The organism is Inhella sp. (assembly GCF_041912635.1).
In the GTDB taxonomy this organism is placed as follows: domain Bacteria; phylum Pseudomonadota; class Gammaproteobacteria; order Burkholderiales; family Burkholderiaceae_C; genus Inhella.
Genome location: NZ_JAYRMO010000030.1, coordinates 34,749 through 56,666, shown reverse-complemented (window position 1 = coordinate 56,666; position 21,918 = coordinate 34,749). Strand labels below are relative to the sequence as shown.

Annotated in this window: 21 protein-coding genes; 11 read left to right on the top strand and 10 right to left on the bottom strand. The window is 68.3% G+C overall.

Going from position 1 to position 21,918, the window contains the following annotated elements:
• Positions 1-33 precede the first annotated feature (33 nt).
• Positions 34-1,875, top strand: coding sequence for a hypothetical protein (locus tag ACE3QP_RS16795; RefSeq protein ID WP_374437639.1), 1,842 nt, complete (start codon positions 34-36; stop codon positions 1,873-1,875).
• A gap of 16 nt (positions 1,876-1,891) precedes the next feature.
• Here ACE3QP_RS16795 and ACE3QP_RS16790 read toward each other — a convergent pair whose 3' ends face one another.
• The 4 genes from ACE3QP_RS16790 to ACE3QP_RS16775 are packed head-to-tail and all read right to left on the bottom strand — an operon-like array spanning position 1,892 to position 4,925.
• Positions 1,892-2,590 (bottom strand): hypothetical protein, encoded by a 699-nt coding sequence (locus ACE3QP_RS16790; protein WP_374437638.1) that lies wholly within the window; start codon positions 2,588-2,590, stop codon positions 1,892-1,894.
• Positions 2,587-4,290: an ABC1 kinase family protein gene (locus ACE3QP_RS16785; protein ID WP_374437637.1), complete on the bottom strand. Its 1,704-nt coding sequence runs from the start codon at positions 4,288-4,290 to the stop codon at positions 2,587-2,589. The genes ACE3QP_RS16790 and ACE3QP_RS16785 overlap by 4 nt, the downstream gene beginning before the upstream one ends.
• 26 nt (positions 4,291-4,316) lie before the next feature.
• Complete coding sequence (locus tag ACE3QP_RS16780) at positions 4,317-4,649, bottom strand: hypothetical protein (RefSeq protein WP_374437636.1); 333 nt, start codon at positions 4,647-4,649, stop codon at positions 4,317-4,319.
• 27 nt (positions 4,650-4,676) lie between these two features.
• On the bottom strand, positions 4,677-4,925 hold the full coding sequence (locus tag ACE3QP_RS16775) for a DUF3297 family protein (protein WP_374437635.1): 249 nt from the start codon (positions 4,923-4,925) through the stop codon (positions 4,677-4,679).
• Between the two features lie 133 nt (positions 4,926-5,058).
• Here ACE3QP_RS16775 and ACE3QP_RS16770 point away from each other — a divergent pair, with 133 nt between their 5' ends.
• From ACE3QP_RS16770 to ACE3QP_RS16750, 5 genes are all read left to right on the top strand, one after another.
• Positions 5,059-6,597 carry a diguanylate cyclase domain-containing protein gene (locus ACE3QP_RS16770; protein WP_374437634.1) on the top strand — a complete coding sequence of 513 codons (1,539 nt, stop codon included), beginning with the start codon at positions 5,059-5,061 and terminating at the stop codon, positions 6,595-6,597.
• A 46-nt stretch (positions 6,598-6,643) separates the two neighbouring features.
• Positions 6,644-7,342, top strand: a complete 699-nt coding sequence (locus ACE3QP_RS16765) for an aspartate/glutamate racemase family protein (protein ID WP_374437633.1) — start codon at positions 6,644-6,646, stop codon at positions 7,340-7,342.
• Positions 7,342-7,665 carry a hypothetical protein gene (locus ACE3QP_RS16760; protein WP_374437632.1) on the top strand — a complete coding sequence of 108 codons (324 nt, stop codon included), beginning with the start codon at positions 7,342-7,344 and terminating at the stop codon, positions 7,663-7,665. The genes ACE3QP_RS16765 and ACE3QP_RS16760 overlap by 1 nt, the downstream gene beginning before the upstream one ends.
• 329 nt (positions 7,666-7,994) lie before the next feature.
• A complete protein-coding gene (locus ACE3QP_RS16755; protein ID WP_374437631.1) occupies positions 7,995-8,450 on the top strand; it encodes a hypothetical protein in 456 nt (151 codons plus the stop codon).
• Positions 8,451-8,572: 122 nt separating this feature from the next.
• Entirely contained in the window at positions 8,573-10,435 is a 1,863-nt protein-coding gene (locus ACE3QP_RS16750; RefSeq protein ID WP_374437630.1) for a M64 family metallopeptidase, read from the top strand.
• Here the strand turns inward: ACE3QP_RS16750 and ACE3QP_RS16745 are convergent.
• From ACE3QP_RS16745 to ACE3QP_RS16735, 3 genes are all read right to left on the bottom strand, one after another.
• Complete coding sequence (locus tag ACE3QP_RS16745; protein WP_374437629.1) at positions 10,407-11,285, bottom strand: helix-turn-helix domain-containing protein; 879 nt, start codon at positions 11,283-11,285, stop codon at positions 10,407-10,409. The genes ACE3QP_RS16750 and ACE3QP_RS16745 overlap by 29 nt on opposite strands.
• Positions 11,286-11,414: 129 nt before the next feature.
• Positions 11,415-12,284, bottom strand: a complete 870-nt coding sequence (locus ACE3QP_RS16740; protein WP_374437628.1) for a neutral zinc metallopeptidase — start codon at positions 12,282-12,284, stop codon at positions 11,415-11,417.
• A 13-nt stretch (positions 12,285-12,297) separates the two neighbouring features.
• Positions 12,298-12,801, bottom strand: coding sequence for a YidB family protein (locus tag ACE3QP_RS16735; RefSeq protein WP_374437627.1), 504 nt, complete (start codon positions 12,799-12,801; stop codon positions 12,298-12,300).
• Between the two features lie 71 nt (positions 12,802-12,872).
• On the opposite strand from ACE3QP_RS16735, the gene ACE3QP_RS16730 reads away from it, so the two are divergent.
• Both ACE3QP_RS16730 and ACE3QP_RS16725 read left to right on the top strand, forming a co-directional pair.
• Positions 12,873-13,313, top strand: a complete 441-nt coding sequence (locus tag ACE3QP_RS16730; RefSeq protein ID WP_374437626.1) for a hypothetical protein — start codon at positions 12,873-12,875, stop codon at positions 13,311-13,313.
• 38 nt (positions 13,314-13,351) lie between these two features.
• Positions 13,352-13,795, top strand: coding sequence for a hypothetical protein (locus ACE3QP_RS16725; protein WP_374437625.1), 444 nt, complete (start codon positions 13,352-13,354; stop codon positions 13,793-13,795).
• Here the strand turns inward: ACE3QP_RS16725 and ACE3QP_RS16720 are convergent.
• On the bottom strand, positions 13,764-13,958 hold the full coding sequence (locus ACE3QP_RS16720) for a hypothetical protein (protein ID WP_374437624.1): 195 nt from the start codon (positions 13,956-13,958) through the stop codon (positions 13,764-13,766). The genes ACE3QP_RS16725 and ACE3QP_RS16720 overlap by 32 nt on opposite strands.
• A 160-nt stretch (positions 13,959-14,118) precedes the next feature.
• On the opposite strand from ACE3QP_RS16720, the gene ACE3QP_RS16715 reads away from it, so the two are divergent.
• On the top strand, positions 14,119-18,801 hold the full coding sequence (locus ACE3QP_RS16715) for a BPSL0067 family protein (protein WP_374437623.1): 4,683 nt from the start codon (positions 14,119-14,121) through the stop codon (positions 18,799-18,801).
• 10 nt (positions 18,802-18,811) lie between these two features.
• The gene (locus ACE3QP_RS16710; protein ID WP_374437622.1) at positions 18,812-19,216 is read left to right on the top strand and encodes an STY0301 family protein; all 405 of its coding nucleotides are present in this window, start codon (positions 18,812-18,814) and stop codon (positions 19,214-19,216) included.
• A gap of 19 nt (positions 19,217-19,235) precedes the next feature.
• On the opposite strand, the gene ACE3QP_RS16705 is transcribed toward ACE3QP_RS16710, so the two are convergent.
• Positions 19,236-21,152 (bottom strand): acetyl-CoA hydrolase/transferase C-terminal domain-containing protein, encoded by a 1,917-nt coding sequence (locus tag ACE3QP_RS16705; protein ID WP_374437621.1) that lies wholly within the window; start codon positions 21,150-21,152, stop codon positions 19,236-19,238.
• Between the two features lie 70 nt (positions 21,153-21,222).
• Here ACE3QP_RS16705 and ACE3QP_RS16700 point away from each other — a divergent pair, with 70 nt between their 5' ends.
• The gene (locus tag ACE3QP_RS16700) at positions 21,223-21,477 is read left to right on the top strand and encodes a YkgJ family cysteine cluster protein (protein ID WP_374437620.1); all 255 of its coding nucleotides are present in this window, start codon (positions 21,223-21,225) and stop codon (positions 21,475-21,477) included.
• 6 nt (positions 21,478-21,483) lie between these two features.
• Here the strand turns inward: ACE3QP_RS16700 and ACE3QP_RS16695 are convergent, their stop codons facing one another.
• The gene (locus tag ACE3QP_RS16695; RefSeq protein ID WP_374437619.1) at positions 21,484-21,867 is read right to left on the bottom strand and encodes a hypothetical protein; all 384 of its coding nucleotides are present in this window, start codon (positions 21,865-21,867) and stop codon (positions 21,484-21,486) included.
• Between the last annotated feature and the right edge of the window lie 51 nt (positions 21,868-21,918).

The following is a 21,918-nucleotide window of genomic DNA, read 5'->3' as shown; positions in this document are numbered from 1 at the left end:
CATGATGAAGCCCCGCCCCCACCGGAGTGCCGCATGCGTCCGCTGCTTGCTTGTCTGATCGGTTCGATGGGCTTGCACCTGGCCGCCAGCGCGCAAAGCCTGCGCGTGGAGCTGGACCTGGCGCAGCCGCAGGGCGCCATTCGCGACGTCTTCGGCGTCAACCGCAAGCCGGGCTTTTCCACCAAGCCCACGCAGGGCGCGGCCGCCAACCTGGATGCCGCCAATCTCTACGCCGCCTTCGGCCTCAGTCAGGTGCGCCTGCACGATGCCGGCCTGGACCTCTGCAGCACCTACACCGCCGCCACCAAGCTCAACACCGGCGTCAGCCCGGCGCAGACCGTCAGCGGCTGCGAGCTCACCGGCACCGGCGGCATCCCCACCTTCACCTGGACGCCCACTTCAAGCGCCGATGCCGACCTCAACAACACCGCCAACTACGACTTCAGCGGCACCGACACCGCGCTGAAGGAAGTGGCCAGCACGGGGGCTGCCACCTACCTGCGCCTGGGCGAAAGCTACAACGGCCCCAACAACACCGCCGACCCGGTGGCCTGGGCCAAGGTGGCCACGAACATCTACCAGCATGTCATCGGCCGCTTCAAGCCCACGGCCGGCGTGGCGGCGGTGGACCCGGTGTTCGTCGAGGTGCACAACGAACCCGACGGCGGCTTCTGGCGCGGCACACAGGCGGACTTCTACACCCTGTTCCGCGAGACCGTGACGCGCGTGCGCGCCGCGGCGCAGACGGCGGGCAAGAGCCTGCGCATCGGCGGGCCGGGCTTCACGCGCAGCATCCTCACCACCAGTGGCGTGGCCGGCAACCCGGCCAACGGCTTCATCGCCGGCGTGGGCCTGAGCAATCTGGATTTCTACTCCGCCCACCTGTACGGCAGCTGCGATCGCGCCAGCGCGAGTGAAAGCGCCGCCTTCCTGCGCAACCTGCGCAGCCTGGTGAACAACCAGGGCGGCAGCAGTCTGCCCATCCACATCACCGAATGGAACATCGGTCTGGGCAACCAATGCGGCAACGCCTTCTTCGGCGAAGCGCGCACGCAGTCCTATGCCAGTGCGGTGCTCACGCAGTTCCAGGACCCGGCGCAGAACATCGAGGCCGCGCACTTCTATGCCGGCGTGCCCATCATGGCGCTGTTCGACTTCAGCACCACGGCCGGCAAGGCGCGCATCAACCCCTCGGCCTGGGCTTTCTGGGCGCATGCGCAGCTGCGCGGCGGCACCCAGCTCAGCACCCAGGTGTGCCAAAGCAACTGCCTGGCCGGCTACGCCGCCGAAACCCTGCCCCTGCTGGCCCTGGGCGCCCAGCGGGGCGAGCGCACCCTGCTGGTGCTGACGAACGACGGCAGCAGCGCGCAGAGCACCACCGTGCGCGTCAAGGGCCTGGGCAGCGGCCGCTACCAGGCGGTGCTGCGCACGCCCAGCAACGCGGTGCAGGAACTCAGCGTGGCTGGCAACCCGGCCAAGGTGGATGCGACGGCGCTGCAGAGTCTGCTGGCCAGCCCGGCGCAGGAAACCCGCAGCGACCTCAGCCCCAGCGCCGGCGTGCTGGAACTGAGCACCAGCGTGCCCGCGCGCGGCCTGCAAGTGGTCGAGCTCAAGCCGCAGGCGCGCACGCTGAGCGAGCAGGCCGACTGCCTCTTCAGCTGGGGCGAGCGCCAGTACGCCAGCCTGTTCCAGCCGCAGCCGCAGGTCTCCAAGACGGCGGGCGACTACTACTACCGCCACTACCCGACGACGAACACCTACGTCGGCATCACCCTCAGCGGCCAGCGCCTGGTGTTCTGGGACGCCAATGGCAGCGTCGGCATCCAGGATCTGGGCGCGCTCGGCACCTGGCTGGGCACGGCGGGCTGCCAGTGATTTGTTCAGTGTTTCCTCAGAGGCTCAGCAGCAGCTGGGTGCTGAACATCGCGCCGGTGCGGCCATAGGTTTTGCCGCGCAGACAGGCCATCTGCAGCTCGGCGGCATCCCCCAGGCCCAGGCGCAGCACCGGGCCGGCGCGCAGCGAGGGGCGCTCGCTCAGGCGGTTCCAGCGGCCCAGCTCGCCAAAGCCCTGCAGGCCGGCGCGCAGGCCCCGGCCGAAGCGGTGAAGGGCCTGCCCCTGCAGCTTCAGCTGGGTGCCACCGGTGGCGAAGTCGCGCTCGAACAGCAGGTTGAGGTTCAGGCGCGTCAGGCCCTGGTCGGTCTGCAGCAGCGGGCCCCATTCGAGCGCATTGCCCTCACCCGGGCGGTGGATGGCCTGGGCGTGCAGGCCGAAGTCCCAATCACTGCGGCCTTCGCTGAGCACCCAGTTGTGCGCCCAGTTGATCGAGCTCAGGCGCTGGCGCTGCAGCGCTGGCCCGATGCCGCTCAGAAAGAGCGTGCTGGTCCAGCGCGGCCCCAGGCCCAGGCGCAGGCCGGCCTCGGGCCACAGCGTGGCCTTGCGGCGGTCGGCCTTGACGGTCCAGTAGCGCAGGTCCAGCGCCGCCTCGCCCGGCATGGCGTAGGGCGTGATCAGGTAGTAGCCGGGGTCGGCTTGCGCGCTGCCGGCAAGCAATGGGGCTGCCACCAAGCCGGTCAGCAGCGCGGCCCTCATTCTTCGTCCAGCCCGCGGCCGCGAAAGCCGCGCCAGATCGAGCGCAGCAGCGCCAAGCCCCCCACCACCGCGGCCAGAAAGCCCAGCAGCCCGAAGGCCGGCAGGCCGAGCAGCGTGGGCCCGCCGCCCACCGTCATGACGATGGACGAACCGATGATCAGCGCAGCGATCACCAGCGCCAGCGAAAGCCGGCTCGACGCCCGCTCCAGCTGGTCGCCCACCTGGCGGATGTGGGCAATGTCCACTCCCACGCGCAGTTGCCCATGGCGGGCGCGGCGCAGCAGGCGCGAAAGATCCTCGGGCAGGCCTTGCGCCACCTTGAGCGTGCGCGTCAGCAGCTGCCAGCCGCGCTGGGCGATGGCCTTGGGCTGGTAGCGCGCCGTCATCACCTGGCGCAGCAGGGGCAGGGCCTCGGCCGTCATGTGGAAGTCGGGGTCGAGCGCGCGGCCCATGCCCTCCATCGAGATGAAGGCCTTGATCAGCAGGGCCAGATCGGGCGGTAGCGCCAGGTGGTGCTCGCGCAGCACCTGGGTCACCTCGGCCAGCATCTGGCCGATGTGCAGCTGCGCCAGCGGCACGCCGTGGTACTGGTCCACGAAGGCCTCGATCTCGTCCTCCAGCTGCTCCAGGTTCAGGCCGGCGCGGTGGTCGCCGGCCCATTCGAGCAGCACGTCGGCCACTTCCTGGGGGCGCCGCTCCACCAGGCCCAGCAGCAGCTGCAGCAGCTGCTCGCGGCGCTTCAGCGGCAGCCGCCCCACCATGCCGAAGTCGATCAGGGCGATGCGGTTGCCGGGCAGGTAGAACACATTGCCGGGGTGCGGGTCGGCGTGGAACAGGCCGTCCTCGACGATCATCTTCAGCACCACGCGCGCGCCGCGCTGGGCCAGCAGCTTGCGGTCCAGGCCGGCGCGGTCCACGCGCTCCAGGTCTTCGCCCGGCACGCCCTCGATGAAGTCCTGCACGTTCACGCGTTCATGCGTGAAGGCCCAGTGCACGGCCGGGATCTGCACCTCCGGCAGGCCGGCCAGGTTGCGGGCGATGCGCTCGGCCTGGCGGCATTCGTTGGCCAGGTCCAGTTCGCGGCGCAGCGAGCGCGCAAATTCGCGCACCAGCTGCACCGGGCGGTAGGGCTGCAGCGTGGGCCAGTCGCGTTCGGCGCTGGCGGCAAAGCGCGCCAGCAGGCGCAAGTCAGCTTCCACCACTTCGTGGATGTTGGGGCGGCGGATCTTCACCACCACCGCGCGGCCGTCCTGCAACCGGGCGCGGTGCACCTGGGCGATCGAGGCCGCCGCCAGCGGTTCGGGGTCGAACTCGGCGAACACCGTCTCGGGCTCGCCACCCAGGTCCTCGCGCAGCTGCGGCCGCAAGGCCTCCAGCGGCACCGGCGGCACGCGGCTGTGTAGCTTGGAGAGCTCGGCAATCCATTCGGGCCCGAGCAGATCGGCACGGCCGGCCAGGATCTGCCCGAGCTTCACAAAGGTAGGCCCCAGCTCTTCCAGCGCGCGCCGGGTCTGGGCCGGCGGCTCTAGCCGGGCCAGCGCATCGGCCTGCGGGATGTGCAGCGCGCGACCGGCGCGCGCCAGCGCATCGGCCAGGCCGAAGCGCCGCACCATGTCGCCCAGGCCGTGGCGCACCAGCACGGACGCGATGTCGTGCATCCGCCCGATGTCCTGCATGCCCCCGACGGCTTCGATCAGCATGGAGTCAGTATCTGCGTTGCGTCAGCTCAGCTGCGCACGCTGTCCGGCGTGGTCCAGGCCTTCAGGGTCACGCTCAACAGGTACAGGCCGATCAGCGTGCCGAACGGAAAGCCGAGCAGCATGATGACGGCGAGGGCCACGGAGAGGCTGCGGCCCAGGTTGCTGCCGGTGCGGCAGGCCCTGCCCGTCCACCAGTGCACGCAGGCCATCAGGCCGAAGAACAACACGAAAGGCAACGGGCTCAGCCAAGCCGGCACGGCGGGCCCCACAGCCACACTGAGACCGGTCAGCAGCGTCAACAGGCCATACAGCACAAGCAGCGCGCGATGGACAAGAAAGGCTTGTTCCGGCTTGGTCATCTCACCGCGCTGGGTCCGAGGCACTGCTCAGCCCTCGCGGTAAAAGGCTTCCACCTGGCCCTTGAGCTTGATCAGCATCGGCCGGCCCTTGCGGTCCACCGTCTTGCCGGCGGCTACCTTGACCCAGCCCTCGCTGACGCAGTACTCCTCCACGTCGCTGCGCTCCTTGCCGTTGAAGCGGATGCCGATGTCGTGCTCGAAGACTTCGGCCACATGGTGGGGGCTGCGCGGGTCGATGGCCAGGTGGTCGGGCAGCGGGGGGCGGGTGTCGCTCATGGTGAATTCGGCAAAAAGGGGGCAAAGGCGGCGATTGTCCTGCCCATATCCGAGGGCGGGGCAGGGCCTTCGCTTGCCGGATTGACGGCCGCGCCGCCCAGCGGGGATGCTCGCGGCCACTACGGGAAGGAAGATGCCCTACCAAGCCGCACGTTATTCGCTCAAGCTGCAACTGGGTCTGCTGGTGGCCGTCTGCGTGCTGCCGCCGCTGGCCTTCGGGGGCCTGCTGGTACAGCGCTACTGCGAGCAGCTGCGCGCCCAGGTACACGGCCAGACCCTGCTGCTGGCCAAGAAGGTGATGGCCGAGGTGGACAGCGAATGGGCCGCCATCGAAGGCGGTCTGGCCGTGCTGGCCACCTCGGACGACCTGGCTCAGGGCCGGCTCGAAGATTTCCGCCAGCGCGCCCAGGCCGCCATTGCCAGCGGCATCCTGCTCAACTACGTCATCACCGATGCCCAGGGCCGCCAGCTGCTCAACACCCTGGTGCCGCCCGGCCAGCCGCTGCCGCAGGAGGGCACGCCGCCGGCCCTGCAGCGCGTGTTCAGCGAACGCCGCACCGCGCTGACGGACTGGTTCATCGGCCCCGTCACCGGCCGGGCCACCGTGGCCATGGGCGTGCCCGTGCGGGTGGGCGACGAGGTGCGCTACAGCCTCAACATGGGCCTGCCGGCCGCGCGCCTGAGCGAGTTCCTGACCCGCCAGGCCCTGCCCGATGGCTGGCTGGTGGCGCTGATCGACCGCTCCGGCCGCATCGTCACGCGCTCGCGCGAGGCTGCGCGCTTCATGGGCCAGCCCATCACCCCCGATCTGGCTGAGGCCCTGCGCCAGCAGCGCGAGGGCCGACTGATCGGCACCACCAAGGAGGGCGTGCCCGTCTACACCGCCTTCACCACTTCAGAGCGTTGGGGCTGGCGCGTGGCCGTGGGTGCGCCGGTGGACCTGCTGCAGGCCGAGCAGCGCCATCTGCTGCGCGGCCTGGCCGTGGCGGGCGCGCTGGCCCTGCTGGCCGGAGTGCTGACGGCGATGTGGCTGGCGCGCCGCGTGCTGGCCACCGTGCACGCGCTCAACCATGCGGCGGCCACCCTGCACCAGGGCAGCGCCCTGCAGCTGCCCCAGCTGCAGCTGCGCGAGGCCGAAGAAGTGGGCCAGGCCCTGCAGCGCGCCGCCCAGGCCATGGAGCAGGTGCAGTACCTGGCCAACCACGACCCGCTCACCGGCCTGGCCAACCGCGGCCTGTTCTTCGAGCTGGGCCGCCAGCGCCTGGAGCTGGCGCGCCGCCAGCAGCGCCCGCTGGCCCTGCTGGCGCTCGATCTGGACGGCTTCAAGGGCGTGAACGACCACGAGGGCCACGCCGCCGGCGATGCCGTGCTGAAGGAAGTGGCGCAGCGCCTGCAGGCCAGCTGCCGCAGCGCCGACGTGGTGGCGCGCCTGGGGGGCGACGAGTTCATGCTGCTGCTGGGCGACAGCGATGCTGAGCAAGCCCGGCAGACCGGCGAGCGTCTGCTGGCCGCGCTGGCCCCGCCCTGGGCCGCCACGCAGCAGCCGGTCAGCGTCAGCGTCGGCCTGGCCCTGTTCAGCGGCGGTGCCGAAGACCTGGAGACCTTGATGCAGCGTGCCGACCGCGCGCTCTACGCCGCCAAGGCCGCGGGCAAGCAGCGCCTGTCCGAGTAGGCCCGGCTTGCCAGACCGGGCCGGCGCCGCGATGCTCGGCCCCAGCATGCACACCCTCAAAGCCATCGGCATCGTCGCCTGCTCCTCCGAAGGGGCGGCGCTGTGCTACCGCACGCTCTGCCTGGAAGCGGCCGAACGCCTGGGCCCCCATGCCCACCCCGAGGTGGTGATGCACGGCCACTCGCTGGCCCGCTATGTGGAAGCGCTGGACGCCAACGACCTGCCCGCCGTGGCCGCGCTGATGCTCGACTCGGCGCGCAAGCTGGCCAAGGCCGGCGCCGGTTTTCTGATCTGCCCGGACAACACGATTCACCAGGCCCTGCCCTGGGTGCTGCCCAAATCGCCCCTGCCCTGGATCTCGATCGCCGACGCCGTGACCAAGGCTGCCCACCAGCGCGGCCTGCGCCGCCTGGGCCTGCTGGGCACCAACTGGCTCGTGGGCAGCGAGGTCTACCCCCAGGCGCTGGCGGTGCGCGGCATCGCCTGCGTGCGCCCGAACACGGCTGAGCGCGAGCAGGTCTCGCAGCTCATCATGGACGAGATGGTGCGCGGCAGCTTCACCGACGCCGCGCGCCAGCACTGCCTGCAGGTGATGCAGCGCCTGCGTGACGAGGAGCGCTGCGACGGCGTGGTGCTTGGCTGCACCGAGCTGCCCCTGCTGATGGCCGACAGCGAGGGTCCGCTGCCCATGCTCGACTCGACCCGCCTGCTGGCACGCGCCGCGCTGTCGCGCGCGCTCGACTGATGCGCCGCACCGCGGCACTCGCCGCCGTGCTGCTGCTGGCCGCCTGCGCCTACCCGCGCACCGTCAGCGTGTACGACGCCGAGTGCCAGGTTGAGCGCCGAAAGATGGTGCTCGAAGTGGCCGAGTACAACCGCGTGCGCGGTTGCGTCAACGAGGGCTGCGTGGCCCAGCTGGTGTTCGAAGGCGCGGTGCTGGCCACCTCCACGGTGATCTCGGGGAGCATCGTGCTGGTGGGGAACATCGTGTATTGGTTGGAGCAGAGGCGGGGGTGCCCGGAGGTGGTGGTGCCGGCTGCTTCGTCGGCTTCGGCGGTGGGGCGCTGAGGCTTACTTCGTTGGAGCCCGCAGGGGTCTTCAACCCCTGCACCCCGACCCGCATTTCTTTGCTGCGCCAAAGAAACGCGGGGCAAAGAAAGGCGCTCAATGCACGCAGCCGGCCTCGGGCCGGCCGCGATTGGACGGCTGGCTCACATGGCTCCCACGGCCCTCCCCTGCCTGCGAAAACCTGCCCGCTAAGCTGGCCGGAGTACCGGCCGACTAGACCACCGCAAACCATCGCGGGCTTTCTGCGATGACGGGAGCCCCAATGAGCTTGTGGGTTCGGTGGCTGCAGCGCGCCGAGTTGCACAAGCCATGCACGACGATGCCGACCCATGCGAACCCTGCAAACCCAACTGACTCTGTGGACCGAAGGCCTGCTTGACCGCAGTGCGCTGGTGGACTGGGCCGCTGCCCAGATTGCGGCACAGGATGAGCCGGCCTGGGAGTTGATCGAGTTGGTGCTGGAGGGGCCCGAGGCTTGCATGCGCAAGGCGGAGGCGGACTTTCCGATCCGTCCGCTGGAGCTGACCTACGCCGACCACTTTGCCCTGCGCGCCTTGGTGCTGGAGTTGACTGACGACGCGGCCAGCCTGCGTTTCTGCGGCTGGGCCGCGCAGGCGGCGTTGGCGGAGGACCTTGAGAACCCGATGGTCAAGCTGGGCTACCGCCTGGACCACTGGTTGGTGGACTGCGAGAACGCCGTCGGCGCCTTGCAATGCCTGCGCGAGCAACTGCCCGCTCTGCTTCCTGAGTGCCGCGACCGCGCCGCCCGCCTCGGCTGGAGCTGAGCCCCCGTTACAAGCCCGCACACCCCCTTGTACGCATTGCGGCCCCCGCCCGCCATTGCGTACAAGCCAGCCCGCGCGCATCTGCCGAGCATGCCGGTCCCCCTGTTTACCGGAGACCGACCATGTCCACCCCCCGCCTTGCGCTGCTGGTCAGCGCCCTGAGCCTGCTCAGTGCCGGTGCCCAGGCGCAGCAGGTGTTGCTGCGCATCCAGCAGGATGGCCAGCAGCAGCTCAGCATCAGCCATGCCCAGAAGGGGCGCTTCGCGCTGCAGCCCGAACGCAGCGAGGTGGCCGAGGGGGAGCTGCTGGTGATCGGGCGTGATGCCCAGGGCCAGGAGCTGTTCCGCCAGGCCACGCGTCGGCCCAACCACATCCGAGCCGAGGTGTTCGACCCGCGCACCGGCAAGATCCAGCAGGCCAAGGACCTGAGCGGCGCGGGCGCGCTGGAGGTGCGCCTGCCCTACCCGGAGGGCCTGGCCAGCATCGAGCTGCAGGAGCAGCGCAGCGGCCGCGTCGGCATCAGCAGCGCCAATGCACTCAAGCGCATCGGCCGCAACGAGATCGAGGCCCTGGCCCAGGCCGATGCCGTCGCGCGCAGCCGCATCAGCCCGATGGCGGTGGCCAGCGGCAGCGCCATGCTGTGGGAGTCCGGCGCCACCGGCGCGCGCATGGACCTGATCCTGATTGGTGACGGCTTCACCAGCGCCGAGCTGGGCCGCTGGCAGACCGAGGCGCGCCGCATTGCCGATGGCATCCTGGCCGACCCGCTGTTCGCGCGCCACAAGAACGCCTTCAACATCCGCCGCGTCGATGTGGCCAGCGCCCAGTCCGGCGTGAGCGAAGGCGGCGTGACGCGCAACACCGCGCTGGGCACGGTGATCGGTTGCTACAACATCGAGCGGCTGGTGTGCGTGGACGAGAACAAGGTGCTCAACACCGTCAGCCCGCTGACCCCCGCCGATGGCCGCGACGTCTACCTCGTGGTGGCCAACAGCAGCACCTATGGCGGTGCGGCGCTGGGCAATGTGGGCACCATGACCCTGCACCCGCAGTCCATCGAGGTGGCGCTGCACGAGATCGGCCACTCCGCCTTCAACCTGGCCGACGAGTACGACTACGGCAGCTGCGGCACCAGCAGCGAACCCAGCGAGGTCAATGTGACCCGCCAGACTTCGCGCGCCAACATCAAGTGGCGCCAATTCATCAACGCCAACACACCGGTGCCCACGCAGGCCGGTTCGGTGGCCAACGGCACGGTGGGTCTGTTCCAGGGCGGCAAGTACTGCACCAGCGGCGTCTACCGCCCCACCGAGAACTCGCGCATGCGCGCCCTCAACAACCCCTGGCATGGGGTGAACGAGGCGCGCGCCCAGGCGGTGTTCGATTCCTACACCGGCACCCAGGTGAACCTGCCGGCCATCACCAGCCAGCCCGCCAGCGTGACGGTGGACGCCGGCCGCACGGCCACCTTCAGCGTCAGCGCCAGCAGCAGCGCGGCGCTGAGCTACCAGTGGCGCCGCAACGGCAGCACCATCAGCGGCGCCACCGCGGCCAGCTACACCACGCCGGCCACCACGGCGGCCGACAACGGCGCGAACTTCTCGGTCGTCGTGACCAACAGCCGCGGCAGCGTGACCAGCAACAACGCCACGCTGACGGTGCGCAGCGTGGGCGGCGGCACCACGGTGAGCGGCAACCTGGCCAGCGGTGGCAAGGCCAGCTTCCCCAGCGCCTCGCCCGGCTACCACTACAGCGCCAACGGCGGCAGCTTCAGCGCCACGCTCAGCGGCCCGGCCGCGCCGGTGGACTTCGAACTCTTCCTTTACAAGTGGAACGGCAGCGCCTGGGCCGTGGTGGCCAAGTCCGAGGGCCCCACCAGCCAGGAGTCCATCAGCTACAGCGGCACGGCCGGCTACTACTACTGGGAGGTCAAGTCCTACAGCGGCAGCGGCGGTTTCACGCTGAGGTACAGCCTGCCGAACTGAGGCTCAGCAAGCCCCCCAGCCCCGGCAGCAGCCAGGGCGAGGGGGCGCGGCGTGCCTGCTCGCGGTATTGCGAGGGCGCAAGGCCCATCACGCGGCGGAACTGGCGGCAGAACTGCGCCTGGTCGTAGAAGCCGCAGTCCAGCGCGATCTCGGCCAGGCACTCGCTGCCGCCCTGCAGGCGCAGCGCGGCGGCGCGCACGCGGTTGTGCACGATGAACTCCATCGGCCCCATGCCGAAGATGCGCCGCACCAGGCGCGCAAAGCTGGCCGGGCGCAGGCCGGCCAGCTGGCTCAGCCCGGCCACCGTCAGCCGGGTTTCGCTGGCCTTGGTCATGCGGTCCACCGCCTCCACCAGGCCTTCGTCCACGGCGGCGCGGGCCAGGCCCTCGATGTCGCGCGACAGGCTCAGCAGCCCGCTCTGCTCGCCGCGGGCGTTCAGCAGCGGGTACTTGTGCGTCACCGCCCAGCCCGGCAGGCCCTCGGCCAGCAGGATGGGGTCGAGCTGCTGCAGCAGCGGCTGGCGGTGCGTGGCCACCCAGTCGTCCTGCAGCTCGTAGCGCCGCGCCAGTTCGGCCGGCCACAGCGAGCGTGCCGGCAGGCCCTGCAGGCGCTCGGGTGCACGCCGGCCCAGGCGCCGCGCCAGCGAGGCGTTGAAGCTCACGTAACGCCCGGCGTCGTCCTTGACGACGAACAGCAGGCCCGGCACGCCGTCGAACAGCAGCGCCGTCTGCGCCGCGCCGCGCAGCAGGGCCTGGGCCTCCAGGTCATCGGCCGGCAGCAGATCCCAGCACTGCACGCAGCGTGCAGCCGGCGGGGCCGGGGCGCGGAGACGGCGGGCGGGTGCGGGCACGGTGCAGGCGGAAGTGGGCCGGGGGCGCGGATCCTGCCCCGTGCGGGCGGGCTGTGCGCTCGGGGCCGGCCCGATCCGGTTTGCCCTGACTAGGCAGCGGCGGGTTGCCGTGCTTGCGCAGCGTGAGGTTTAGAGCGTGCGCGCCGCAAAGGTGTCACAGGCCGCCAGCGCGCCCTGCTGCAGCCCGGCCCGGAACCAGCGCTGGCGCTGCGCCGCGCTGCCATGCGTGAAGCTCTCGGGCACCACCACGCCGCGCGCGGCCTTCTGCAGCACGTCGTCGCCAATGCGGCTGGCGGCATTCAGCGCCTCTTCCACATCGCCCTGCTCCAGCCAGCCCTTGCCCTGCTGCGAGTGGTGCGCCCACACGCCGGCCAAGCAGTCCGCTTGCAGCTCCAGGCGCACGCTGAGCTGGTTGCCCTGCGCCTCGGACACGCGCTGGCGCGCCTGCTGCACCTTGGCGCTGATGCCCAGGCGCTGCTGCAGATGGTGGCCGACTTCGTGCGCGATCACGTAAGCCTGCGCAAAGTCGCCCGGCGCGCCCAGGCGGCTCTGCAGGGTCTCGAAGAAGCCCAGGTCCAGGTACACCTTCTCGTCGCCCGGGCAGTAGAACGGCCCCATCGCCGCCTCGCCACGCCCGCAGGCGGTCTGCACCGGCTCGCGGAACAGGGCCAAGGTGGGCGGCGCGTAGCCCACAGCGGGCTGCCGGGTCTTGAAGTAGGCGGCCCAGACATCCTCGGTATCGGCCAGCACCGTGGCCACGAAGCGCTCCGACTCCGTCTGCGCCGCCAGCGGCCGCCCCGGCTCGCTCTGCGCCCCCGGTGCGCCGCCCCCACCCATCAGGCCGAGCACCGTCATCGGGTTGACGCCAAAAATCCAGGCCGCCAGCAGCGCGATGACGATGCCGCCCAAGCCCAACCCGCGCCCACCCACCCGCGGCCGGCCGCCCCCGCCGCGCAGGTCCTCGATGCGCTCGCTCTGGCGATGCCCTTCCCACTTCATGGCCGGCCCTCGCTCAGAACTTCAACAGGCCGCTGAGCTGGCCGAGCAAGTCGGCCACGCCCCCCTCGGGCAGCTGGCCCTGCGGCGTCAGCCGGTCCACCGCGCCCGGCAGCTGCTGGGCCAGCTGGGCGCTGATCTGCTGGCTGTCCAGCCCGAACTGCGCCGCCAGCGCGGCCAGCGGCCCGCTGCCCAGCGCCGCCTCGATCTGCTGCGCCGAAACCGGCAGGTTCTGCCCCGTGCCCACCCAGCTCTGCACCAGCTCACCCAGCCCGCCCTGGCCCAGCTGCTGCACCAAACCAGCCAGGCCCTGGCCGCCACCAAACTGCTGCAGCAAGGCGCCGATCAAGGCCGCGCCATCGGCACCTTGGTCACCGCTGCCGCCGAGTGCTCCGGCAAGTGAATCGAGCAGGCCCATGGTGATCTCCGTTGTGTTGAGGGGGCCTGCATTGACGCACGGGGCCGGCGGGCTGTCGAGTCCGGGAGCCCCGGCGGCTTGGCGGGCGACCCGGTGGAGCACAGTCGCTTACAGCGCGCGAGCCTCGTTCCGGTAGAACCGCCACCTCGTCCACAAGATGCGAGCCGAAGAAGTTGCATTCCAAACCCGTTGCCTCCGTGCGCTTGGCTCCCAGGTTCTGGCTGGGCATGGTGCTGCCGGCGCCGTTGTTGGTGCCCGCGTTCATCGGCTTGGCGATCGATGTCGGTGCCTATGCGGCGCTGCCCTTGCTCTTCCTGGCTGCCGTAGCGCTCCCGGCGGCGGTGCTGCTCAACGGCTGGGTGCTGTTTCTGCGCTGGCCACCGCAGTGGCTTGCGCTCGGTAGCCTGCTGGCGCCCGCTGTCCTGCTCTGGGGTGCGGCGGATGCCGTGCGTGCGCAGCGGGGCGATGAGGCGGGGGGGCTCGCGCAATGGCTGTTCGACACGTTGAAGTGGGCGGGCAATCGGCCGACCGAGTCGGCCGCGCTGTGGCTGCTTCTACTTGCGGGCTCGCTGGGGGCCGCCAAGCTTTACCACCTCCAAAGGGCGAGTGCATGAAGGGGGTGCGGCGGCAGCCTTCTCCCAAACGGCCAGGTGTGCAGGATTCGCTGCACTGCAAGCTTCGCGTCTATGCCAAGCAGGCGCCGGCCGGCGCAGTGCCGGCGGGCTTTGCCGAGTTCGTGGACTCCCCCGACTGTTTGCAGCACGGCATTGCGTTCCTCCGAGGCCTGTACAAGGAGGTCGATGTCTGGGTGCGGGAACTGCTGGCGCCGGAGCAGCAGGACGCCATGGTTCAAGCAATGCGCGCGGCGGGGGTACTGGAGCCCGAACTGCCCAGCACCCAACGCACCCGGCGCATTCGCCGCTTGTTGCGCACACAGGTGACGCTTGAATCTGAGCAATTGGAAGAACTGCGCCAGGCACGGGCCTGTTGGCAGTGCCTGGCCCTCAGCGCTGCCGAACTGCAGCAGCTTCTCGAAGGGCAGATCGCTGAACCCGCAGACCGCCCTACAAATTCCCCGCAAACAGCTTCCGAATGAACATCGCCTTGAAGCCCTGGGCCTCATCCAGCCCCAGGCGCTCCAGGTAGGCCGGCGGCGCTTCCTTGCCTTCCCAGAAGGCCTTCATGGCCAGCTTCACCAGCTCGACCGGGTTCTGCGTGGCCTTCTTCAGCCGACGCAGCGCACTCGGGTTGGGATTCACCAATGCTTACCAAAAGCCTGCCCAACTCCAGCTTTTGGAGATGGTCACGGCAGTCCAAAGCCGCGACAGTCCGCCCGCAGTTCCAAGCTCTCGCTGAAGTTAGTGCCTGAGCCCTGATGACGAGTGGCCCGGGGCCACGCTGGACAGTGGGAGAGACAAGATGAAGAACTGGCGCAAGGCCATCACGGCCCTGTTGTTCGCGCTCGGCACCGCCGGCGCGCAGGGTGATTCCGTCACCATTTCGTATCTGGAAGGCAAGGCGCCGGTCGCACCGGATGCCATGACCGCCTACGGCGTCGATCTCTTCGGCGACCGCATCAACCTCTACAACGGTTCGCTGTCCTTCCAACACACCGATCTGAGCCTGCCGGGCAACAACGCCTTGCCGGTGGCTCTGGTGCGCAGCCACAGCCCTGGGCGCTCGCATCAAGTTCGTGGCCAGCTCGGCACCTGGGACATCGAGACCCCGCGCATCGGTGGCAGCTTCTCCCAATTGCGCGGCTGGGTCACCAGCAGTGGCGGCGTCGATCGCTGCAGCGGCTTCTCGCTACCGCCCATCGTGTCCGTTGGCGGCGGTGGTCCGAGTTCCTCGACCTTGCCTTCCGTGCTGCCGCGCCCGCCGGCCGGAGCAGCCTCCACGCCGGAGCCCAATGCCACGTCGGTGGTGGGCTTCAACGCCTCGAACTACTGGCAAGGGACGCACATCACAGTCCCAGGACAGGGCAGCCAGGAAGTGCTGCGTCGGTCCTCTGGTTACACCGGCAGCCCCAGCGACGCCTCTTACCCTCTGGTCACCCACCAGAACTGGCAGATCCGCTGCTTGCCCAGCATCCAGAACGGCAGCGGCGAGGGCTTCCTGGCTGTTGCCCCCGATGGCACGCGCTATCGCTTCGACTGGATGGCCAGCCGACAGCAGACCAACGTCAAGAAGGCCGGCGCCGAGATCGCTCGGCAAGACGTTTACCTGATGGCCACGCAGGTCAGCGACCGCTTCGGCAACTGGGTTCGCTACAGCTACGACAGCGCCAACCCGATGCTTCTCACCCGCATCGAGTCCAGCGATGGTCGCCTGATCACGGTGGGGAACGCCAGTGGACGCGCGGCATCTGCCAGCGATGGCACCCGCAGCGTGACCTACGGGTACAACGGCATCGGCAGCCTGACCAGCGTGCGGCAAAACGATGGCAGCACCTGGACCTTCAATCTGGATGGCATGGTGCCCGCCACCCTGCAGACCGCCGGTGAAGGTGCCACCTGCGACACGGTCGGGGACTTTCCGTCGGAAGCTTTGACCGGAACCATCACCCACCCGTCCGGCGCGGTGGGCAGCTTCACCACCAATTTCGTCTTGTTGGGACGCACCTTCGTGGAGCGGTACTGCATACCGCACCCCAACGGGACCAGCGCCACGATCGGCGCCGTCTATCCGCGCTACGTCAACACCCAGGCCCTGACCGCCAAGCAAATCAGCGGACCCGGCATGGCCACGCTGAGCTGGGGCTATGCCTACACAGCCCCGGGCGGCTGGACGACCTGCACCACCTGCTCACAAGAGCGCACCATCACTGTGACCGAACCTTCGGGCAGCCGGACGCGTCATGTGTTCGGCAACCGCTGGCGCGTCAGTGAGGGCCAGCTGCTGCGTCTGGATGAAGGTTGGAACGGCAGCACGGCGCTCCGGACCACCAACTATCGCTACCGCCAGCCAGCCGGCCAGGCCTACCCGGAGCAATTCGGCGTCAGCCTGCTGCCGAACGAGGACTGGCTGGCCAGCCGCCACCGCCCCGAGGACTTGCGCACTGTGAGCCAGCAGGGCCAAACCTTCACGCATGAAGTACTGAACACCGCGGCTGGTTTTGATTACTACGTGCGCCCGACCCAGGTGCGGAAGTACAGCAGCCTGGGCTTCAGCCGCACCGAGCGCACTTCCTACAACGATCACCTTGGCCATTGGGTGATGGGCCAAATCGCAAGCGTGACCGAGGTCGCTGTTGGTCAGGTCATGGAGGCCAACTCCTACTACCCGGCAACGGCACTGAAGGCCACGACCAGCCGCTTTGGCAAGCAGATCGAGGCCTTTGAGTACAACCCCGACGGCACGCTGGCCGTGGTGCGCGACCAGGCCAATCGCCCCATCCAGTTGCTGCAACACAAGCGCGGCAAGCCGCAGACCGTGCTCTACCCGGACGGCACATCCGAGAGTCAGGTCATCAACAACCTGGGCAACGCCGACAGCCGCACCAACGCAGCGGGCTCGACCACGACTTATCAGTACGACGCCATGGGGCGCGTGTCGGCTGTCATCTACCCAACCGGCGATCCGGTGGGCTACAGCCCCACCATCCAGACCTTCGAGCAGGTCGGCTCCTCTGAGTTCGGCATCGCAGCCGGGCACTGGCGCCAGACCATCAGCACCGGCAATGCCCGCAAGGTGCGCTTCTTCGATGCACTCTGGCGCGAGCGCCTGGAGTGGAGCTACGACGCCGGCAATTCGGCGGCGACCAGCAAGTTCGAGGAAACGCGTTACGACAAGCTGGGCAAGACAAGTTTTGTCAGCTACCCGCAGCGCACCTTCGGCACCGTCGACGGTGCCATCGGTGGGCAGACCACGACGAACGATGCCTTGGGCCGTCCGACTCTGCAGGTGGCCAGCAGTGAGCTGGGCAATCTGAGCACTGTCATCACCTACCCGGCCAACTTGTTCCAGCGCGTCGTCAAGAACCCACGCAACTTCAGCACCACCTACGCCTTCCAGGCCTTCGAAACCCCCAGCGAAGACTCGATTGCGCAGATCTCTGCACCCGAGGGCGTGACGCTGACCATTCAGCGCGACGTGTTCGGTAAGGCCCTGCACATGACGCGGGCAGGTGGCGGACTCAGCGCCACACGCAGCTACGTCTACGACAACTTCCATCGCCTGTGCAAGACGGTCGAGCCCGAGACCGGTGCGACGGTGCAGGACTACGACGCCGCCGGCAACGTGGCCTGGCGCGCGCCGGGCCAGGCGCTGGCCGGCACCAGCAGTTGCGACCTGGGCAGCGTCAGCCCGAGTGCCGTCATCAGCTTTGGCTACGACGCACGCAATCGCCTCAAGACCACCAGCTACGCCGACGGCAGCCCGGCTGTGACTCGGAACTACGAGAGCGACGGCCTGCTGCGCAGCATCGAAAGCGGCGGCGTCACCTGGGTTTATGACTACAACCGCCGCCGCCTGATGTACCGCGAGACCATCAGCGGTGCGGGCCAGAGCTACGCCTTCAATCACGGCATCGACAGCCAGGGTAACCGCGTGAGCCTGACGTATCCGAGCGGCCTGAACGTGGCCTACGCGCCCAATGCGCTGGGCGAACCGACCCAGGTGGGCGGCTATGCCAGCGGCGTGGCCTTCCACCCGAACGGGCAACTGGGGAACTACACGACCGGCAGCGGTATTGCGTTCAGCGCCACCCAGAACGCCCGTGGCCTGCCGCTGCGCTGGAGCCATGCCGGCGTGGTGAATGACGAGTACAGCTACGACGGCAATGGCAACGTCTCTCGCATCGCCGATCTGCAGGAGGCCGGCGCCACCACTCGGGTACTGGGCTACGACGGCCTGGACCGCCTGAAGACCGCCAGCGGCATTTGGGGGTCTGGCAGCTTCACGTACGACGGGCTCGACAACCTGCGCTCGGCCAGTCTGGGCAGCAAGAGCATCAGCACCACGCTGGACGCGCAGCTGCGCATCGGCAGCATCACCGTCAACGGCAGTGCCCAGACGATTGGCTACGACGCCTACGGCAGCGTGCGCAGCAAGGGCAGCCAGACCTACGGCTTCGACCTGGGCAACCGCATGACGGCCGCCACTGGCAAGGCCAGTTACCTGTACGACGGCCACGGCCGGCGCGTGTGGATGGCCTTCGCCGATGGCAAGACCCGGCTGCAGGTCTACAGCAACGACGGCCGTTTGCTGCTGACGCAGGACAGCGCGCAGGGCCGCACCGAGCACATCTACCTGGGCAGCCAGCTGATTGCCGAAGTCGGGCCCACCGGCGTCGAGTACCCGCACACCGACGCACTGGGTTCACCGGTGGCGCGCACCAATGCAGCTAGGCAGATCCTCAGCCGCACGCGCTACGAGCCCTACGGCGGCATCCACTCGGGCACGGCGCCGACGGTGGTGGGATACACCGGGCATGCGCAAGATGCGGATACCGGGCTGGTGTACATGCAGCAGCGGTATTACGAGCCGCTGATTGGGCGGTTCTTGTCAGTGGATCCGGTATTGGCCAACACTGCCGATGGCGCAAGCTTCAATCGCTACGAATACGCAGAGAGCAACCCATACAGGTACACCGATCCCGATGGGCGGGAAATTGTTGGGTACTTCAGTGGGGACTCTACAAGCAGGCTTGATGGGCAAGTGCAGGGCGGCGGCAAGAAGAATGGAGCAGGCCCAAGGGTCCATCCTGATCCAAAGTCCCTCGTCGGCAAACCGGCACTTCCGAATGCCGAAGGCAGCAATGAATGCGTTGAACTGGTGAAGCAGACAGTAGGAAACCGCCAGCCGACCACCACATGGCGCAAAGGAGAGAAGGTTGACGAAAAAACACTCCCGGGGACTGCTATCGCCGCAGGCTGGGATCTAGATGGCCGATTCCCTGGAGATAGGGAAACTGGGCAACATGCTGGCCTATTGGCAAGCAATAAGCGGGCGGATGGCAGTTTCTCAATTGTGGATCAATCTCGCCACATCCTAGAATATCAGGGGGCTATAGGGATGCGTAATGTCAGACCAAAGCCATTCGATCTCGGCTCATCCAGCAATAACGCAAGAGAGTACTATGTCATTATTTTCGGCAAGTAGATCTGCTCCCGTGCTTTTGATTGCTCAGGTTGCACTACTGAGTGGCGGCGCTTCGGCGCAAAGCTGCCCGATGCAGCTCGATGAAATCACAGTTCGGTCCATTCACAAAAATTGGGTTGTCAAGGGCAAACCTATTGTTGGGGCCACTCTCTCAGGCATGGGGATTATTGAGGGTCCGCTGGAGGGTGGTAATGGCGTTCCACCTGGTTATTTATTGCCAGAGCTGGAGGAAGATAGAATAGTATGGCGTCTTGAATACAGAGACCGGTCACAGGAGTATTGGTTTCAGTGTGTGTACCAAAAACTATCAATCTCCAGGCGCTTGCTTCCCGAAATAAATTTTTGTGACGGAGGCGTACAAGTGATTGATGCAAGAGGCCGTAAAGCCATTAGGCCGTTGGGCCGCTGCGAATGACAGAGGTGGCCAGGGCAATTCATAAATTCCCCGCAAACAACTTCCGAATGAACATCGCCTTGAAGCCCTGGGCCTCATCCAGCCCCAGGCGCTCCAGGTAGGCCGGCGGGGCTTCTTTGCCTTCCCAGAAGGCCTTCATCGCCAGCTTCACCAGCTCGACCGGGTTCTGCGTCGCCTTCTTCAGCCGGCGCAGCGCGGCCACGATCTTGAGTTCGTCGGGCGTCAGGTCGGTGCCGAAGGGGAAGCCGGGCAGCAGGCCCTGCTCGGTGAAGGGGTGCAGCTTGGCGTCCAATTCCTGCGGGGTGTTGTGGCGGTAGGCCTCGGGAAGCTGCCAGTCGTCCTCCAGCTTGCCGTGCTGCTTGGCTTCCTTGATCAGTTCGTCCTGGAAGCGTGAATCGGCAATCGCCAGCAGGCGCTTGACGATGTCGGTGTCGCTGCAGCCGCGCAGCTCGGCCACGCCGTATTCGGTGATCACCACATCCCGCAGATGGCGCGGGATGGTGCAGTGGCCGTAGCGGTAGACGATGTTGCTGACCGGGCCGTCGGCGGTTTCCTTGGTGGCGCGCAGCATCAGGATGGAGCGGGCATCGGGCAGCGCATGCGCCATGGCCACGAAGTTGTACTGGCCGCCCACGCCGCTGACCACGCGGCCGTCTTCCAGCGCATCGGAGGCCGCCGCGCCCAGCAGCGTCACCTTCATCGTCGTGTTCATGAAGGCGGCCTTGCGGCGCTGCGCACGCTTCAGGTCCATGGCCGCGCCGCCGTGGGCGTCCAGGCGGTTGATGGCGTCGATGCGCGTCATGTCGATCTGCGCGCGCTGCTCGGGGGTGAGGTCGCGCAGGGCTTGGTAGAAGCTGCCGGGGCCGAGGAAAAAGCCGCCGGTCATGCAGACGCCGCCGCTCAAGGTGGCGGGGTCCAGCTGGCCTTCGTTGACGGCGAGCTGGGTGGCCAGGTCGTCGAACACGCGGCGGCGCACGATGCCGGCCTGCATCAGCTGCAGCAGGCCGTTGACGAACATTTCCGAGCAGCCGTAGAGGCCCTCCTGGAATGGCCCGAGTTCGCGGCCGGCCAGGCCCTCTTCGCCATTGGGGCACAGCGTGGCCAGCATGTGGCGGTAGGTCTCGGCCTGCTGGTCGCGCAGGATCAGGGCCTGGGCAATGGCGTCGCCCAGGCTGCCGATGCCGATCTGCAGCGTGCCGCCGTCCTGCACCAGGGAGCTGGCGTGCAGGCCGATGGCGTAGTCGGTGGTGCTGATCTTGCCGTTGGGCGGGCCGAACAGGGTGTGCGTGCCCTCGGGGCAGTCGACCACGGCGTCGAAGAAGTCCGCCACCACCGCCGCGCCTTCCATGAAGGGCAGCTGGCGGTTGATGACGGCGATCTTCAGCAGCGGCCGGCCGGCAGCGGCGCAGCGCTCCACCAGCTCGGCGGTGAGGTCGGGGTTGCTGGAGAGGCTGAGCTGCTGCTGGCCGTCCTGCCAGCGCTCGGCCACGGCCTGCGCCACCACATTGATGCCCTGGCCCACCAGATCGCGCGCGGCAAAGGTGTAGTTGGTGCTGATGTAGTGCTGCTGGGCGGCCAGGTTGTTGAGGTAGTCGCCGGTCTTCATGAAGAACTCGCGCACCTCGATGTTGGGCGGCAGGCTCTGGGCCCGCAGGTCCTTCACATAGTCGAAGTCGGGGTAGTCGCGGAACACTCGCTCCACCAGCGGGGCCAGAAAGGCTTGCTCCAGCTCGCTCTTGCCGCTGGGCTTTTCCAGCGAGAGCGCGGTGACGATGGCCAGGCGCCGCGTCGGGTCCGCCTTGATGCGGCGGTACAGCGCATTGACGAAGGGGTTGGGCTTGCCGATGCCCAGCGGCAGGCCGAGCACGATGGGGCCCGGAATGCGGGCGAGCACGGCGTCCACGGCGGCGCCGAGCGAATCGAATCGTTGTGTCATGAGAGGGTCTCCTGCCGCGATGCTGCCCGTGCGGGCGGGCGGTGGCCTTGATGTGCGGCAACATCGGCGCATGGAATGCCGCCCCCGCTGCGCTGCCTGCTGCATCGCGCCCTCGATCTCCTCACCCATTCCCGGCATGCCGAACGGCAAGCCGGCCGGCGTGCGCTGCATCCAGCTGGACGAGGAAGACCGCTGCAGGATCTTCGGCCAGCCCGAGCGCCCGGCCGTCTGCGGCTCGCTGGAGCCCAGCGCCGAGATGTGCGGCGACAGCCGCGAGCAGGCGATGCGCTGGCTGGGCTGGATGGAGCAGAGCACCCAGCCCTGAGGGAGCTCAGCGCTTCAGTGCCGGGTCCCAGTGCTCGGTGATCTTGCCGTTCTGCACGCGGAATTGGTCGAACCAGGTGGTGGTGTAGGGCTTGCCCTCGGCGTCCTGGCGCGTGGCCACGAAGCTCAGCACCACCAGATCGCCCTCGGCCACGATGGCCACCATCGGGTTGTGCTGCTTGTAGTCGGGGTGCAGGTACTGCGCGGCGCGCTCCAGCTGGCGGGCCTCGAAGACCTCGCGCCAGAAGTCGTAGACCAGGCGTTTGTTGGCGGCCAGCTGCGGGTCGGTGCTGGCCAGCACCGCCTCGTGGTCGGGGTTGGCGACGACGGGCAGCTCGGCCCAGGCCGGGGTGCTGAGCAGGGCGGCCAGGGCGAAGGCGGCAAGACGCATGACGGGCTCCTTGAGGGGGCCGGCAGTGTCGCCAGCCGCACCGGGTCAGCC

Excerpts from the sequence above, each read along its gene's own strand:
- ACE3QP_RS16785 (WP_374437637.1), bottom strand. The coding sequence starts at position 4,290 with ATGCTGATCGAAGCCGTCGGGGGCATGCAGGACATCGGGCGGATGCAC.
- ACE3QP_RS16695 (WP_374437619.1), bottom strand. The coding sequence starts at position 21,867 with ATGCGTCTTGCCGCCTTCGCCCTGGCCGCCCTGCTCAGCACCCCGGCC.
- ACE3QP_RS16740 (WP_374437628.1), bottom strand. The coding sequence starts at position 12,284 with ATGAAGTGGGAAGGGCATCGCCAGAGCGAGCGCATCGAGGACCTGCGC.
- ACE3QP_RS16705 (WP_374437621.1), bottom strand. The coding sequence starts at position 21,152 with ATGACACAACGATTCGATTCGCTCGGCGCCGCCGTGGACGCCGTGCTC.
- ACE3QP_RS16755 (WP_374437631.1), top strand. The coding sequence starts at position 7,995 with ATGCGAACCCTGCAAACCCAACTGACTCTGTGGACCGAAGGCCTGCTT.
- ACE3QP_RS16770 (WP_374437634.1), top strand. The coding sequence starts at position 5,059 with ATGCCCTACCAAGCCGCACGTTATTCGCTCAAGCTGCAACTGGGTCTG.
- ACE3QP_RS16750 (WP_374437630.1), top strand. The coding sequence starts at position 8,573 with ATGTCCACCCCCCGCCTTGCGCTGCTGGTCAGCGCCCTGAGCCTGCTC.
- ACE3QP_RS16795 (WP_374437639.1), top strand. The coding sequence starts at position 34 with ATGCGTCCGCTGCTTGCTTGTCTGATCGGTTCGATGGGCTTGCACCTG.
- ACE3QP_RS16790 (WP_374437638.1), bottom strand. The coding sequence starts at position 2,590 with ATGAGGGCCGCGCTGCTGACCGGCTTGGTGGCAGCCCCATTGCTTGCC.
- ACE3QP_RS16775 (WP_374437635.1), bottom strand. The coding sequence starts at position 4,925 with ATGAGCGACACCCGCCCCCCGCTGCCCGACCACCTGGCCATCGACCCG.
- ACE3QP_RS16715 (WP_374437623.1), top strand. The coding sequence starts at position 14,119 with ATGAAGAACTGGCGCAAGGCCATCACGGCCCTGTTGTTCGCGCTCGGC.
- ACE3QP_RS16700 (WP_374437620.1), top strand. The coding sequence starts at position 21,223 with ATGGAATGCCGCCCCCGCTGCGCTGCCTGCTGCATCGCGCCCTCGATC.
- ACE3QP_RS16765 (WP_374437633.1), top strand. The coding sequence starts at position 6,644 with ATGCACACCCTCAAAGCCATCGGCATCGTCGCCTGCTCCTCCGAAGGG.
- ACE3QP_RS16780 (WP_374437636.1), bottom strand. The coding sequence starts at position 4,649 with ATGACCAAGCCGGAACAAGCCTTTCTTGTCCATCGCGCGCTGCTTGTG.
- ACE3QP_RS16760 (WP_374437632.1), top strand. The coding sequence starts at position 7,342 with ATGCGCCGCACCGCGGCACTCGCCGCCGTGCTGCTGCTGGCCGCCTGC.